At 64.4% G+C, this 14,979-nt stretch carries 14 protein-coding genes and 2 pseudogenes; 12 read left to right on the top strand and 4 right to left on the bottom strand.

Annotation, left to right across the window (positions count from 1 at the left end):
• Positions 1 to 3: 3 nt before the first annotated feature.
• The 4 genes from JQ641_RS00075 to lpxK are packed head-to-tail and all read left to right on the top strand — an operon-like array spanning position 4 to position 3,301.
• Complete coding sequence (locus tag JQ641_RS00075; RefSeq protein ID WP_211993617.1) at positions 4 to 276, top strand: DUF4170 domain-containing protein; 273 nt, start codon at positions 4 to 6, stop codon at positions 274 to 276.
• Positions 273 to 986 (top strand): lysophospholipid acyltransferase family protein, encoded by a 714-nt coding sequence (locus tag JQ641_RS00070; RefSeq protein WP_211993615.1) that lies wholly within the window; start codon positions 273 to 275, stop codon positions 984 to 986. The genes JQ641_RS00075 and JQ641_RS00070 overlap by 4 nt, the downstream gene beginning before the upstream one ends.
• Positions 949 to 2,289, top strand: coding sequence for a 3-deoxy-D-manno-octulosonic acid transferase (locus JQ641_RS00065; RefSeq protein ID WP_211993613.1), 1,341 nt, complete (start codon positions 949 to 951; stop codon positions 2,287 to 2,289). The genes JQ641_RS00070 and JQ641_RS00065 overlap by 38 nt, the downstream gene beginning before the upstream one ends.
• Positions 2,282 to 3,301 carry a tetraacyldisaccharide 4'-kinase gene (gene lpxK / locus JQ641_RS00060; protein ID WP_211993611.1) on the top strand — a complete coding sequence of 340 codons (1,020 nt, stop codon included), beginning with the start codon at positions 2,282 to 2,284 and terminating at the stop codon, positions 3,299 to 3,301. The genes JQ641_RS00065 and lpxK overlap by 8 nt, the downstream gene beginning before the upstream one ends.
• A gap of 100 nt (positions 3,302 to 3,401) precedes the next feature.
• Here the strand turns inward: lpxK and JQ641_RS00055 are convergent, their stop codons facing one another.
• The gene (locus JQ641_RS00055; protein WP_211993604.1) at positions 3,402 to 3,629 is read right to left on the bottom strand and encodes a DUF2093 domain-containing protein; all 228 of its coding nucleotides are present in this window, start codon (positions 3,627 to 3,629) and stop codon (positions 3,402 to 3,404) included.
• 210 nt (positions 3,630 to 3,839) lie between these two features.
• Between JQ641_RS00055 and JQ641_RS00050 the strand changes: the two genes are divergently transcribed.
• Positions 3,840 to 4,703 (top strand): dienelactone hydrolase family protein, encoded by an 864-nt coding sequence (locus JQ641_RS00050; protein ID WP_211993603.1) that lies wholly within the window; start codon positions 3,840 to 3,842, stop codon positions 4,701 to 4,703.
• A gap of 121 nt (positions 4,704 to 4,824) precedes the next feature.
• Here JQ641_RS00050 and xseA read toward each other — a convergent pair whose 3' ends face one another.
• Positions 4,825 to 6,447: an exodeoxyribonuclease VII large subunit gene (gene xseA, locus JQ641_RS00045; RefSeq protein WP_211993602.1), complete on the bottom strand. Its 1,623-nt coding sequence runs from the start codon at positions 6,445 to 6,447 to the stop codon at positions 4,825 to 4,827.
• A 154-nt stretch (positions 6,448 to 6,601) separates the two neighbouring features.
• Between xseA and JQ641_RS00040 the strand changes: the two genes are divergently transcribed.
• The 5 genes from JQ641_RS00040 to JQ641_RS00020 all read left to right on the top strand — a co-directional run bounded on the left by JQ641_RS00040 (position 6,602) and on the right by JQ641_RS00020 (position 10,888).
• Complete coding sequence (locus tag JQ641_RS00040; protein ID WP_249150114.1) at positions 6,602 to 7,582, top strand: alpha/beta hydrolase; 981 nt, start codon at positions 6,602 to 6,604, stop codon at positions 7,580 to 7,582.
• Between the two features lie 11 nt (positions 7,583 to 7,593).
• Positions 7,594 to 8,145 (top strand): hypothetical protein, encoded by a 552-nt coding sequence (locus JQ641_RS00035; protein ID WP_211993599.1) that lies wholly within the window; start codon positions 7,594 to 7,596, stop codon positions 8,143 to 8,145.
• 1 nt (position 8,146) lies between these two features.
• On the top strand, positions 8,147 to 8,446 hold the full coding sequence (locus tag JQ641_RS00030) for a winged helix-turn-helix domain-containing protein (protein ID WP_211993597.1): 300 nt from the start codon (positions 8,147 to 8,149) through the stop codon (positions 8,444 to 8,446).
• A 218-nt stretch (positions 8,447 to 8,664) separates the two neighbouring features.
• Positions 8,665 to 9,939, top strand: a complete 1,275-nt coding sequence (purD, locus tag JQ641_RS00025; protein WP_211993595.1) for a phosphoribosylamine--glycine ligase — start codon at positions 8,665 to 8,667, stop codon at positions 9,937 to 9,939.
• Between the two features lie 97 nt (positions 9,940 to 10,036).
• Positions 10,037 to 10,888, top strand: coding sequence for an amidohydrolase family protein (locus JQ641_RS00020; protein ID WP_211993594.1), 852 nt, complete (start codon positions 10,037 to 10,039; stop codon positions 10,886 to 10,888).
• 75 nt (positions 10,889 to 10,963) lie between these two features.
• On the opposite strand, the gene JQ641_RS00015 is transcribed toward JQ641_RS00020, so the two are convergent.
• Both JQ641_RS00015 and JQ641_RS00010 read right to left on the bottom strand, forming a co-directional pair.
• Entirely contained in the window at positions 10,964 to 11,992 is a 1,029-nt protein-coding gene (locus tag JQ641_RS00015; protein WP_211993593.1) for a DUF4274 domain-containing protein, read from the bottom strand.
• A gap of 268 nt (positions 11,993 to 12,260) precedes the next feature.
• Entirely contained in the window at positions 12,261 to 12,935 is a 675-nt protein-coding gene (locus JQ641_RS00010; protein WP_211993591.1) for an HAD hydrolase-like protein, read from the bottom strand.
• A gap of 199 nt (positions 12,936 to 13,134) precedes the next feature.
• On the opposite strand from JQ641_RS00010, the pseudogene JQ641_RS38810 reads away from it, so the two are divergent.
• Both JQ641_RS38810 and JQ641_RS38805 read left to right on the top strand, forming a co-directional pair.
• Positions 13,135 to 13,779 (top strand): annotated as a pseudogene (locus tag JQ641_RS38810) (GAF domain-containing protein); the annotation flags it as partial.
• Between the two features lie 63 nt (positions 13,780 to 13,842).
• A pseudogene (locus tag JQ641_RS38805) lies at positions 13,843 to 14,640 on the top strand (sensor histidine kinase); the annotation flags it as partial.
• Between the last annotated feature and the right edge of the window lie 339 nt (positions 14,641 to 14,979).

Here is a 14,979-nt window from a genome sequence, read left to right as displayed (position 1 = left end):
ATCATGCCAGATAGTGCCCCGCCGCAACTGCTTCATCTCGTCATCGGCGGCGAGTTGACCGATCTCGAACACATCACCTTCAAGGATCTCGACCAGGTCGATATCGTCGGCGTGTACCCGAATTACGCCACGGCCCATGCGGCCTGGAAGGCGAAGGCGCAGCAGACCGTAGACAACGCCCATATGCGCTATTTCGTGGTCCACCTCCACCGGCTGCTCGATCCGGGGCAAGACACCAAGCAAGATACCAAGCAAGACGCGAAGCCTGCCCGTTGAAACGATTCCTTCGCGATTTGCTACGCAGCAGCTGGCTTCAGCGCGTGCTCGGTGTGCTTGCGGCCGAATATCTGCGGCTGGTCTGGCTGACCAACCGCTTCAGCTACGAACCGGCTGACGTCTACGACAAGGTCGAGCCCGTCATGCCGGCGATCCTCGCCTTCTGGCACGGCCAGCATTTCATCACGCCGTTCATCAAGACCAAGGAGAGCCATCGCGCCAAGGTCCTGATCTCGCGGCATCGCGACGGCGAGTTCAACGCCATTGCGGCCGAACGGCTCGGCATCGGAACCATCAGAGGTTCCGGCGACCATGGCGGCGCGTTCCACCGCAAGGGCGGCGTCGGCGCGTTCCGGGAGATGGTGCAGGCGCTGGAGCAGGGGTGGAATGTCGCGACCACCGCCGACGTGCCGAAGCGGGCGCGGGTGGTGGGGCTCGGCCTCATCATGCTGGCGCGGGAGTCCGGGCGGCCGATTCTTCCCTTTGCGATGGTGACCAGCCGGTTCATCCGGTTGAAAAACTGGGACTCCTCCACCATCAATTTGCCATTCGGCAGGGGTGCCGTGGTAGGCATCGATGCGGTTTTCGTGCCGCCCGACGCCGACGCAGAAACCATGGAAAAGCTGCGCCAACAGGTAGAGACTTATCTGAACGAAGCGACTCGCCGCGCCTATGCGGCTGTCGGACGTCCGGAGGCCGCCCTTGGTTAATTCGCTGCCGCTGCCGCTGCCGTTGCGCGTCTACCGGAGCCTGTCGTCCGCGATGGTGCCGCTGGCGCCTGCGTTCATCAACCGGCGGCTGAAGCTCGGCAAGGAAGATCCGGCGCGCGTCAGCGAGCGCCGCGGCGTGAGCGGCGATGTTCGCCCGGTCGGGCCGCTGGTATGGATTCACGGCGCCAGCGTCGGCGAGGTGCTGGCCTCGGCTGCTCTGGTCGAGCAGCTGCGGGCGCTGAACCTGCGCATCCTCCTCACCTCGGGCACGGTGACCTCGGCGGCGGTTGTCGCCAAGCGGTTTCCGCCCGACGTCATTCATCAATATGTCCCCTACGACTCGCCGCGCTATGTCGCGCGGTTTCTCGACCATTGGCGTCCGTCGCTGGCGCTGTTCATCGAGTCCGATCTGTGGCCGAATTTGATCCTGTCGAGCGCGGCGCGGCGGGTGCCGATGGTGCTGATCAACGGCCGCATGTCGCCTCGCTCGTTTCCGCGCTGGCGGCGGGTCTCCGGCACCATCTCGGCGCTGCTCGGCCGGTTCGAGCTGTGCCTCGCGCAGTCGGAAACCGATGCCGACAGGTTTTCGACGCTTGGCTGTCCTAACGTCGTGACGACAGGCAATCTGAAGCTCGACGTTCCCGCACCTCCGGCGGATCAAGCCAAGCTGGAGCGGCTGATGTCGATGACGCGCGGCCGTCCGGTCGTCATCGCCGCCTCCACCCATCCCGGCGAGGACGAGATGCTGGCGGAGGCGCACAAGACGCTCGCCGGATTCTTTCCGAACCTGCTCACCGTGATCGTGCCGCGGCATCCCGACCGCGGCGAGGCGATCGCGCGCATGGTCGAGGCGACTGGCCTGCATGCTTCATTGCGTTCGCGCGAGGAATTGCCTGTCGCTGCGACCGACATCTATGTCGCCGACACCATGGGCGAGCTCGGGTTGTTCTACCGGTTGTCGCCAATCGTGTTCATGGGCGGATCGCTGGTCGAGCATGGCGGGCAAAATCCGATCGAGGCGATCAAGCTCGGCGCCTCGATCGTCCATGGCCCGCACGTGTTCAATTTCAGCGACGTCTATGAGGCGCTCGATCGGGCCGGCGGCGCGCGAAAGGCCGACACCCAGGAAGCCCTGGTCAAGCAGCTCGGTCAGCTGCTCGCCGATCCCAGGGCGCGCGAAGTATCGCTTGCCACCTCCGAGCGCGTGGTCGAACAGCTCGGCGGTGCGCTCGATCGCACGATGATCGCGCTGGAGCCGTATTTGTTGCAGCTGCGGCTCGAAATGGGAGCCGCGAATGCGTGAGCCGCGCTTCTGGCACGGCCCGCCTTCCCTTACATCGAACCTGTTGTCACCGCTCGCCGCGCTCTACGGCGCCATCGCCGCGAGACGGATGCAGCGCGGGGGGCTGGATGCCGGCGTCCCCGTCATTTGTATCGGCAACTACCACGTCGGCGGCGCCGGCAAGACGCCAACGGTGCTGGCGCTGGCGAAACTGCTCCGCGAGCTCGGCGAAACGCCCGTCGTGCTCAGCCGCGGCTATGGCGGAGAACTACGCGGCCCGGTGCGGGTCGATCCGGAACGGCATGCCGCCGCCGATGTCGGCGACGAGCCGCTGATGCTGGCGGCGACGCTGCCGGTGGTGGTCGCGCGGCAACGCGCCGACGGCGTTCCATTGGCGCGTTCGCTGGCGGCGTCCGTGATCCTGATGGATGACGGTTTCCAGAATCCCTCGGTCGCCAAGGACGCCTCGCTGATCGTGATCGATGCCGGCCGCGGCCTCGGCAACGGACAGGTGTTTCCCGCCGGCCCGTTGCGCGCGCCGCTAAAGCCGCAACTGGCGCGCACCGATGCGCTCATCATCGTCGGCAACGGCAAGGCAGCGGATGCCGTCGCGGCCGATATCGCCGCGCAGGACAGGCCGGTGCTGCGCGCGCGCCTTGTGCCGAACCAGGATTCGGTGGCTTCGCTGCGCGGCAAGCGCGTGCTGGCCTTCGCCGGCATCGGCGATCCCGCACGGTTCTTCGGCACGCTGACGGCAAGCGGCGTTGACGTGGTCCGGCAGCACGCCTTCGCCGATCACCACGCATTCTCCAGGGCCGAGATCGACGGCCTGATCGCCGAGGCCGGCCGCGACGCGCTGACGCTGGTGACGACGGAAAAGGATCTGGCGCGGCTGAGAGTCGGCGGCGGATTGCCGGATTGGGCGACAGCGATCGTGCCGTTCGCGGTGACGCTGGCGTTTGAGGATGGCGCGGGTTTGCGGAAGTTCGTCGCCGATCGTCTGTTCAAGGCGCGCGAGAAGAAATTCCGCTGAACGCGTAGGGTGGGCAAAGCGAAGCGTGCCCACCACTCAAGCACAACAGTGTCGATAGATGGTGGGCACGGCGCTGTGCGCCTTTGCCCACCCTACGATCCTAACCTTCAGTCTTCAGCGCGCCGGGAAAATGCCGCTGCAAGACCGCGGTCGGCACCGAATAGGCTTCCTGCAGATCGACGCTCCAGTATTTCAGCTCGTCGAGCGGGATCCGCACATCCGATATGGCGCAGCGCACATAGGTTCCCGGCGAGACCACGCGGAAATCGCCATCCAGATATTGCACCTGCGCTTCGCCATGTCCCGAGGGACCGAATTTATTCAGCACCGTAAACTCTCCGGCAGGTCGGCCAACTCACAGGGCCGACTAAAGTGTATTTTCCAAATTCGATCTATCACAGATAGGTTGGGCTGTCCGCTCCCGAAAGCCACCTGCAAAAAACCACTTGATTGTGATGAATTTCCGCCGATTGCGCATGATAACCTCCTGATTATGGTACGCTTTGCCCCAAGCGCCATAACCACCCGGCGAACACGGATGCGACCTCTGTCAGCAAGAAAGGTGTCTGCGACGCTGCTATTCCTGACGCTGTTTGCCGCGGCCTGCGCGGCCGTGCCGAACGCCGCTTCCGCCGCGCCACTGCCGGCCCCCAAACAGGTCGATATCCCCGCGCCAAAGCTCAACTTGCACGCCCAGCTCTACAAGCCTGACGGCGACGGGCCGTTTCCCACCGTGATCGCGCTGCATGGCTGCGGCGGGCTCGGCGGGCATTCCGAGCCGGTGCTGCCGCGCTACCGCGACTGGGTCGAACAGCTATTGAAGGCGGGACACGCGGTCGTGCTGCCGGACAGTTACGGCTCGCGCGAACTCGGCCCGCAATGCCGCGACAAGGAGCGCCGCGTGCTGGCGCGCCGCGAGCGGGTGGCCGATATCGTGGCGACGCGGCGATGGCTGGCGCAGCAGGCCTGGGTCGCGCAGGATCGCGTCAGCCTGATGGGATGGGCGAACGGGGCCAGCGCCCTGTTGTGGGCGGTGCGTCCGCAAGCCTGGCGCCACGACGGGCCGGATTTCCGCTCGGCGGTCGCGTTCTATCCTGACTGCCGGATTTCCGCTGGCCTCGGCTGGAGCGCGCGGATGCCGACGCTGCTGCTGATCGGCGCCAAGGACGATGTCAGTTCGCCATCGGCCTGCCGCCAGATGGTGGAGGGCGCCCGCGGCCGCAGCGCGCTGGCGCGGATCGAAATCTATCCAGGCGCGCCGCACGATTTCGACCGCGCCAACCTGCCGCTCCGCGCGCTCGGCGGCGGCGACGCCGGCCAGCCGGAACGCGGCCACATCGGCGGTGACGCGGAGGCGCGCATCGATTCGCAAAAGCGCGTGGCGGAATGGCTGGCAAGGTGAAGGCCGCAGACAACATTCATCGTCATGGCCGGGCTTGTCCCGGCCATCCACGTCTTCTTTCTTGATACCGCTAAGTCGTGGATGCCCGGGACAAGCCCGGGCATGACGGCGAGATTTTCGGCTAAAACAAACTGCCCTGATCGACCGGCTTGACCACGCGCTTGGGCGCAAGTGTCTTGGTTTCTCGCCGGGCAAGGGTCGGCTGGCTGGTCGGCGCTGATGTCGCCGCCGGCCGGTCGGCATCGGCCGTTGCCGCGACGCGTCCATCGGCGAACTCGATCGACAGGGGCGCTCCCGGGCCGATCGAGGCGGCGGCATGCACGGCGTGACCGTGTTCGTCACGCACCAGAGCAAACCCGCGCGCGAGCACGCCGCGATAGGACAGCGCCGACAGCAACTGGCCGCTATGGACGACGCGGGCGTTGAGCCGTGTCATCGCGGTCAGCAGCGCGCGGCGCGCGCGCTCGGCGAGGCGATGCGTGCGTTCGCGGTCGCGCGCGATCGCGTTTCGCTGCGCCTGCGCGTTGGAAAGTTTTGAGGCTTTCAGCCTGACTTCAAGCCCGGCAAAGCGATCCCTGCGGTTGCGCAGCAGCGCGCGCGCGGAAAGCCTGATGCGCTCGCCGGATACGGTGAGACGGTGCCCGGCCTGCGCGACCTGTCCGCGCAGCACCTTTAGCGTCAAGCCGGCGCTGAGCTGCGAGAAGCGGCGATGATGCGCGTTGGTGTTGGCTTTCAAGCCGCGGGGCAGGGCGCTACCTGCGCTGTCCAGCCGCTGCCGCGGGATCGCCAATAATTCGCTGGCCGCGGGCAGGGCGCGGGCCGCGGCGCGCAATTCGTTGCGGCGGCTTTCCTGGCCGCGCAGCCAGCACACCATGGTGCGGCGCGCCAACCCTGCGACCTCGACCAGCAATTCGCTGCGCACCGGCACCGCCATTTCGGCGGCCGCCGTCGGCGTCGGCGCGCGCTTGTCGGCGGCGAAATCGATCAGCGTGATGTCGGTCTCGTGCCCGACCGCCGAGATCAGCGGGATCATGCTTTCGGCGGCGGCGCGAACCACGATCTCCTCGTTGAACGACCAGAGGTCTTCCAATGAGCCGCCGCCGCGCGCGACGATCAGCAGATCCGGCCGCGGAATTTTGCCGCCTTCGGGCAGCGCGTTGAAACCGCGGATCGCGGCCGCGACCTGCTCGGCCGAGCCTTCGCCCTGGACTTTCACCGGCCACACCAGCACGCGGCGCGGAAAGCGGTCTTCCAGCCGGTGCAGGATGTCGCGAATCACCGCACCGGTCGGTGACGTCACGATGCCGATCACTTCCGGCAGCCACGGCAGCAATTGCTTGCGCGCCTCGTCGAACAGGCCCTCGGCGCCGAGCTTCTTCTTGCGCTCTTCCACCAGCGCCATCAGCGCGCCGATGCCGGCGGGCTCGATGGCCTCGATGACGATCTGGTATTTCGACGAGCCCGGATAGGTGGTGAGCTTGCCGGTCGCGATGATCTCGAGCCCTTCCTGCGGCTTGAAGCGCATTCGGGAATGCACGCCCTTCCAGATCACCGCCTCGATCTTGGCGCTCTCGTCCTTCAGCGCGAAATAGCAGTGCCCGGAGGAATGCGGCCCGCGGAAGCCCGAAATTTCGCCGCGGACCCGGACATGGCCATAGGCGTCCTCCACCGTCCGCTTCAGCGACGAGGACAGTTCCGAGACGGTGTATTCGGGCGCGTTGAGCAGGGGTTCGGTCGCGGGCATCTCGTCCAATCGAATCAGGCTTTTGGAGCTTCCACGCAAGGTAGGGATTTCGGCCATCCCCGCAAATCAGGACTTGCATATCAGAGTACTCTGTATTACAGAGTAATCTGTAATGAGGTAAACAGAGGGCGTTCCCATCATGGCGGCTGCGATCATGTCGAGATTTTTCAAGCTGGTTGTCTGGGGCCTCGCCGCCGCGGGCCTGGTCTCGCTGCTGCTGGTCGGCATGATTGCCCGGCCGGTGACAAAGCCGCCGACCCTGGCCTTCATTTCCGAAACGGTACGCGCCGGCGATCGCGAGGGCATTCCCCCCGTTCTCACGTTCCAGGCCCGGGACGGATCGCGGCTCGCGTATCGCCGCTATGCTCCGCGCGAGCCGACAACAGGCCGCGTGGCTATTCTGGTCCACGGCTCATCCGGTTCCAGCCTCGCGGTGCATCCGCTCGCCAAGAGCCTTGCGGCGCACGGGGTCGAAAGCTTCGTGCCTGATATTCGCGGCCACGGTTCGTCCGGCACGCGCGGCGACATCGGCTATATCGGTCAACTCGAAGACGACATGGCCGACCTCGTTGGATTCATCCGAACGACAATCCCATCCGCACCGCTGACATTGGTCGGGCATTCGTCGGGCGGCGCGTTCGCATTGCGGGTGGCGGGTTCGCCGATCCAGAACCTGTTCACGCGCACAGTGCTGCTGTCGCCGTATCTTGGCACCAAGGCGGCCTCCAGCCGGGAGAACGCCGCCGGCTGGGCCAGTCCCAATATGCCGCGCATCATCGCCTTGAGCCTGCTGCATGCGGCTGGCCTGCCATGCTGCGAACAGCTTCCGGTGATTGCCTTTGCGGTGCCGCCCAATACGACACGCATCCTGACGGCGGAATATTCCTTCCGTCTGCTCGCCAACTTCGGAACGCATCGCGACTATCGCGTCGATCTCGACGCGGCCAAGGGCCCGCTGACGCTGATTGCCGGCGCCAATGACGAACTGATGCAGTCGGGCAAGTATGAGGAAACGGTCCGTCGCTCGCCAAAGGCGAACATCGATGTCCGCATCCTCGAGAACACCAATCACATGGATGTCGTCAGCACGGCGGCGGCGGTTTCCGTGATATCCGAAGATATCGCAACCCGGTGAGACCTGAGATCATGATCGACAGCCAACAAGCCTCGGAAGCGCTCGCCGACATCAACGACGTCGTCCAGCGCGTTCGCCAATCGCGGATCTACCGGATTTCCGGCCTCATCGTCGCCATGTGGGGCGTGCTGTTGTTTGCAGCCTACATCGCCAACTATACTTGGCCGCGCCAGGGCTACACGATCTGGACGGCAACCAATCTCACGGGTCTCGTCGTCTCCATCGCCATTGGCGTATTCACGAACATGCGCTCTGGCGGCAAGCCCTTTCCGATCCGCTCGTTGATCACCTTCCTGCTGATCGGTGCCTTCGGTATCTTCTGCTCGGTCGTGCTCGGCAACTTCGGGCCGCGCCAAACCATCGTGTTCTGGGCCCTCTATGGCATGCTGTTCTATGCGATCGCCGGGCTGTGGTTCGGTTACGCGTTCATCGCGATCGCGATCTGCACGACGGCCTTGACGCTGATCGGCTACTACTACATCGATGCGGCCTTCCTGCTGTGGATGGCGGTGGCGCACGGCGGCGGACTCATTGTCGGCGGACTCTGGATGCGGCGGAGCTGACATGGCCGAGCTCGACGAGGTCATCCACCAGCCGCTGCGGCTGCGGATCATGGCGGCGCTCACCGCGCTGCCGGACGGGCAGGGGCTTGATTTCACCCAGCTGAAGAAGCTCACCGGCGCCACCGACGGCAATCTGGGCGCCCACATCGAGACGCTGGCGAAGGCCGGTTACGTCGCCGTGACCAAAGCCTTCGTCGGCAAGAAGCCGCAGACCACGGTGACATCGACCGCCGCCGGGCGCGGCGCCTTCGCCCGCCACGTCGCGACGCTCCGGGAGATCATCGCGGGGTCGGGAAGGTAGGCCCAACTCTGTCCGTCATTCCGGGATGCGCCGCTTGGCGCAGGCCCGGAATCCATAACCACCATCGGGAGTATGGATTCCGGGCTCGCGCTGCGCGCGCCCTCAGATGCGCAATTGCGCATCGGGGAATGACGACCGAGGCCTGTTGATATCCCCTTGCAGACGGCGGGAGATTCGTGCGACCGACTGGCCATCGGTTCCCACATCTGGCCAAACACATGAACATCCTCCTGCTCGGTTCCGGCGGCCGCGAACATGCTCTGGCATGGAAGATCGCCGCGTCCCCGCTGCTCACCAAATTGTGGTGCGCGCCGGGCAATGCCGGCATCGCCCAGGACGCCGAATGCGTCGCGATCGACATCACCGACCACCCGGCCGTGGTCGATTTCTGCAAGGCCAACAAGGTGGGCTTCGTCGTGGTCGGCCCGGATGCGCCGATCGCCGCCGGGATCGTCGACGATCTCAACGCCGCCGGCTTCAAGGCGTTCGGCCCGACCCAGGCCGCAGGCCGGCTCGAGAGCTCGAAGAGCTTCACCAAGACGCTGTGCCGCGACAACAACATTCCGACCGCGGCCTATGAGCATTTCACCGACGCCGAAAAGGCAAAAGCCTATATCCGCAAGCAGGGCGCGCCGATCGTGATCAAGGCCGACGGCCTCGCGGCCGGCAAGGGCGTCGTCGTCGCGATGACGGAGCAGGAAGCGCTTGATGCGGTGGACATGATGTTCGGCGGCGGTCTTGGCGAGGCGGGCGCCGAGGTCGTGGTCGAGGAATTCATGGTCGGCGAGGAAGCCTCGTTCTTCGCGCTGTGCGACGGCGAGCACGCGCTGCCGCTGGCGACCGCACAGGACCACAAGCGCGCCTTCGATGGTGACCAGGGCCCGAACACCGGCGGCATGGGCGCCTATTCGCCGGCGCCGGTCATGACGGACGCGATGTGCGCGCGCGTCATGGACGAGATGATCCATCCGACGCTGCGCGCGATGAAAGCGATGGGATCGCCCTACAAGGGCGTGCTCTTTGCCGGCGTGATGGTGACGAAAGACGGCCCGAAACTCGTCGAATACAACGCCCGCTTCGGCGACCCCGAAACCCAGGTGCTGGTGATGCGGATGATGTCGGATATCTTGCCGGCGCTGATCGCCAGCGCCGACGGCCAATTGAAGAATTTCAGCCTGCGCTGGTTCGACGATGTGGCGCTGACCGTGATCATGGCGACCAAAGGTTATCCCGGCAGCTATGGCAAGGGCTCGGTGATCTCTGGTCTCGACGACGCTGCGAAGATCGAGGGCGTCGAAATCTTCCACGCCGGCACGGTCGAGAAGGACGGAAAAATTCTCGCCAGCGGCGGCCGCGTGCTCAACGTCTGCGCCATGGGCAAGACGGTGACCGAGGCGCAGAGCCGCGCCTATGCGGCCGTCGGCCGCATCAACTGGCCGGAAGGCTTCTGCCGCCGCGACATCGGCTGGCAGGCGGTGGCGCGGGAGCGCTGACGCCGGCTGCAATCCGCGCAACGCTTCCCCGCGCTTTGGCCCACTGGACACGCACCTGCTGCGCTGTCCAAAATCGCCAAAACGGAGGAACTGCCCGATGGCGATTATCGATTCCCAGGTTCATGCCTATGAGGCGAACACGGCGAAGCGGCCCTGGGCCACGGTGCCGAACTGGCCCGATCACGTCACCGGTGACGAGATGGTGGCGGCGATGGACAAGGTCGGCGTCGACGGCGCGATCTTCATCTCGGCCTTTTCGATGTACCGCTACGACGCCAGCTATGCCGTCGAAGTGGCGCGTGCTCATCCCAACCGGCTCGCCATCGTCAAGCCGGTCGACCCCGATGATCCCAACGTCGCCGACGTCGTCGCCGACTGGAAGAAGACGCCGGGCGCGGTCGGCATCCGGATCATGCTGACCAGGGAGAACAAGCGCGAGCCCGGTCACCCCGGCATCGACCGCATTGCGCGCGCGGCCGTTCAACATGACTTTCCGGTCAACCTGCTGTGCTGGGATAATCTCGACGCCGGCACGGCGCTGGTCGATCGTCATCCCGACACGCGCTTCATCCTCGACCATCTCGGCATCCTGCAGCCGCGCACGCCGCCGGCGCCCGCGCAGCCCTGGTCCCCTTGGGCCGAACTGCCCAAGGTGCTGGCGCTCGCCAAACGCAAGAACGTGGTGATCAAGGTCAGCGGCGCCTGCACGCTGTCCAAGGAGCCGCATCCATTCTCTGACATCTGGAACCCGCTGGCCCGCGTGTTCGACGCCTGGGGTTTTGACCGCTGCCTGTGGGGCACCGACTGGACCCGCGCCTTCGCCGTCGTCAATTACGAGCAGGCCGTCACGCCCTTCCTCAAGACGGATCGCCTCAGCGATACCGAGCGCGCGATGTTGATGGGCGGTGCCTGCGCCAAGGCTTATGGCTGGTCACCGAGCAAAGGCTAGTTACTCGCCGGGCCGCGGTTGCAATCCATCAGATACCCCAGGCGGACTTCCATTCAGCAGCATCACGCGTGGCGACTATGCCGCGCAACAACAAGGAAAGTCCTTGCCACACCCCGAGCGCTCGCGCTGTCGTTTCCAGGCGGCAAAACCCAGCTTTAAATGGCCGTGCTCATACCAGTACGCCGAGACTGGTCGTCGCGCGCCAAATCGGCGCGCTTTCGGACCCGGCACCTTCCACCGAAGCGGACGACCCTCTGCCTCCCGGCGAGCAACCAGCTCATCGTAGTGCGTCATGTCGGAAGGCTCCACCGAGTGTTGCAGTTCATTGCGCACATAAAATCCGATTTGCCAGTTGTCCGCGATGCGCTTCATGAGGTGCCAACTGCGACGATAGAGCGGACTGAGCTTCTCAGGCTCTTCATTGGCGAGCCCGGCGGTGAAGAAGAATTGAGCGGCTGTGCCGAGGTCGCAGTTCGGCTGGTCGAAAATCCACTCGATCACGTCATCACGATCGCCGCCGTTGTAGTCCCAGCTCTCTACAATGACGTGCCAGGTGTCGGGGGTCTGAACCTTGATCCAGCGGAGGAAGTCTTCAGGCTCTGAACTGAGCTTGGAATATGGACACGCGTACCATTCCGCTAGAAGCGCCGCTTCCCGTGCCGCCGTTTCCTTTCTGGCTTCTTCCTGCTTGGCTTCGATGGCTTGGACGGCATGAACGGCATGCCGCCGCTGCCTCATCAGCTTTACAGTAGCGGCGTCCAGCAGTTGCAAGACTTCATCGACCTGAGCCTCGTTCTCGGGAGCCAAGGGCGAGAAGTAAGCGTAGCGAGCCGCCCGCAGGCGGACGATGGCGGTTGGAGGCAGCACCTGTATCGTGTCGCAGATTGACCCTACAGTCTGATCGCGCATCTTGATGCGCGCCGCGCGCGCTTCCAACTCGACGTCCGCAAGAAAGTAGTCCCACGACAGCCCCTCGAACGGCCGATCTGCGTAGCCCTGAACCATGGCGCGGTCGCGCAGGAGGTCTCTGTAAAGAGTTATGTCTTCGTCCGACAGTCTGTCGCTGTCAGGCTGCGCCTGGTGTCGAATTCCGTCGGCGGACATGCTGGCCTCGCTGCAATTTGCCGCCTAAACCTAAGATAGAGTATTTACCGGTTCTTTAACCCTGCAGCCTCGATACTTTGCGCGCAATTCATGAATTGGAAACGCAACGGTGGTGGCCGTCATGCGGCTAGCGGGACGCAGCCAATTAAGCTACGTCCGCTATCGCGCACAAAGCCGACGTGCCGGGACGACCTGACGAGATGCGGGCATCCATAGCCAGACTACATCGATCATCCTGGCATCCTGCACCGCGGTTGCTGGTGCGGCCCTAGCCCGGGGATTGCTTCCCATTGACCATCGAGAGGACCGTACCGGCGAGATCGACGGGGCAATCCACCAACTGGTCTGCGCCGGCCGTCTCAAGTTCGTCCCTTGTGCCATAACCCCAGAGCACGCCAAGACCGCGCATTCCGACAGCATGGGCGCCGGAAATATCATGCCGGCGATCTCCGACCATCAGGCTGTGAGACGGCGACAGACCATGCCTGGACAGAATATGGGCGAGCAGCTCGGGCTTGTGATCCAGCTCGCCGCTCGGCACTGAGCCATGGATGCCATCGAAGTAGGTGGCAAACCCCAGATGCTCCAGAATGGGCCTCGCGAAAATCTCCCGCTTCGAGGTCGCGAGATAGATCCGCAATCCGCATCGCTTCATCTCTGCAAGGGATTTGCCGATTCCCGGATAGGGCACGCTGCCGAGAAACCCGCTTTCACCGTAGTGCTGACGATAGGCAATGACGGCTTCACCGACCCTGTCGTCTCCGTAGGACTGCAGCAGGGTTTGCATGATCTCTTCGAGGGGCGGCCCGATGATGCGTCTTATATCGAGGGTTTCACCCGGTTCATGTCCAAGGGCGCGCAGCGCCGCAAGGCAGCTTGCCAATATGCCGGGATACGAATCGATCAAGGTGCCGTCGAGGTCCAGAAGAACGGAGCACGTCATGATCCAAAGCTAGCGGCCAAGGCAAACCTGTACAAGTTCGTTTGATTTCGTTCCTGCGACGGGTCATTCACGGCAAGGCAATGCAGCGGCAAGTCCAGCCATGTCGCGGTGAGGTCTCATCCGGCGCAGCCACCGCCCCCCGTTTCCCGTTACTAGCCTAAGCCGATCCGATGGCTTATCTTGAGGCCCGGGGCAGGCAATGACACCACGTTCTGGAGCAGGCGGCGGATCAAAAAAGCCGCAAAGCCGTACGGCGAAGCCGCGAAAGCGCAGCACTGCGCCAAAGGTAGCGCGCGCCTTAAGGTCAGCGAAAACGGACGTCGAAAATCCGGCGCAAACCGAAGTCGAAACACTTGCCCTCGAACTTCAGCAAGCCAGAGAGCGCCAGGCCGCGACATCCGAGGTCCTGAGCCTTATCGCCGACGCGCCGACCGATCTTGCGCCGGTGTTCGACCGGATCGTCAGGAACGCAGCGCGGCTCTGCCAGAGCGTGCTGAGCGCCGTCTACCGCCGGGACGGGGACCACGTCCACCTGGTCGCGCACGATCAGTTTTCCGCGGCATCGGTGGCGGCGGTGCACAAAGCCTACCCGGCGCCGCTCACCAGCAAGAATCTGATCTCGGTGGCGATCCGCGAGCGGCGCGTCGTGCATGAGCGGGATGTGCTGGTCTCCGGCGGCTACAGCGAACTGCAGAAGACATCGGGCTATCGCAGCATCCTGATCGTGCCGATGCTGCGCGACGAGGTCGCGATCGGCGCGATCGCGGTGATGCGGCTGGAGCCGCAATTATTTCCCAAGGCGCAGGTCGAGCTCCTGAAGACCTTTGCCGGTCAGGCGGTCATCGCCATCGAGAACACGCGGCTGTTCACCGAGTTGCAGGAACGCAGCCGGCAGCTGTCGCAATCGCTTGACGATTTGCGCGCCGCGCAGGGCAGTCTGGTACAGACCGAGAAATTGGCCGCGCTGGGACGGCTGGTGGCGGGCGTCGCGCACGAGATCAACACGCCCGTCGGCACCAGCCTCACCGTGGCCTCGGCATTGATCAACAAGACCAAACGATTTGAAGCCGACTTCGCCAAGGGCGACGTGCGCCGCTCGACGCTCTCGGAATTCATTGCGGCCAGCCGCGAGGCGGCGTCGCAGATCATGTTCAATCTTGGCAACGCGGTCGAGCTGATCCAGTCGTTCAAGCAGGTTGCGGCCGATCGCAACGTTTCGGACCGCAGGCGCTTCGATCTCGGCGAGGTGACCGAGCAGGTCGTCCGGGGATTACGGTTCGGGCTGCGAGGTCAGAACCTGACGGTCGCCGTCGAATGCGAGCCCGATCTTGTCATGAACAGCTATCCCGGACCTTACGGCCAGGTGCTCACCAACCTGGTTCTCAATTCCGCGGCACACGCCTTCCCGGACGGTGGCGGGGGATCGGTCCATATTGCGGCGCAGGCATCGGGCAAGGGCAATGTCGAGGTGCTGTTTTCAGACAACGGCTGCGGCATGAGCCCGGAGGTCAAGCGCCAGGTGTTCGACCCGTTCTTCACGACCCGGCGCGACCAGGGCAACACCGGCCTCGGGCTGCACATCGTCCACAACATCGTGACCAATCGTCTGGGCGGCCGGATTCATCTGGAAACCAAACCCGGCGCCGGCACGAAAATCCAGATCATCATCCCGCGCGAAGCGCCGCGGGAGTCGTCGGCGGAATGATGCGTGGCTCTCCTCGTCATTCCGGGGCGCGCGCAGCGCGAGCCCGGAATCCATCAGGCCGCATGCACTGTCGCACGATGGATTCTCTCGCTTCGCGATCCCTCAGATGCGCAATTGCGCATCGGGGAATGACGGCGAGATCTGCGACAAATTAACCCGTCGGGCAAAATTCCACTTTCCTCGTCGGGCAAATCAGCGGTTTGAATCGTCGCGTCCCGCCCGACAAGAGGGGCGTGCGCACGTCACGAACGCGCGGCGGGATGCGGTGGACGCTGGTTCACGCCTGACGATGGCGTGGACGGGCGTACGGCAAAACCGTGTGGTCCTGACGCCCGTTGC

It is taken from the genome of Bradyrhizobium sp. JYMT SZCCT0180, from assembly GCF_018130165.1.
Taxonomy (GTDB): Bacteria; Pseudomonadota; Alphaproteobacteria; order Rhizobiales; family Xanthobacteraceae; genus Bradyrhizobium.
This window is presented reverse-complemented; position numbering and strand designations above follow the sequence as displayed.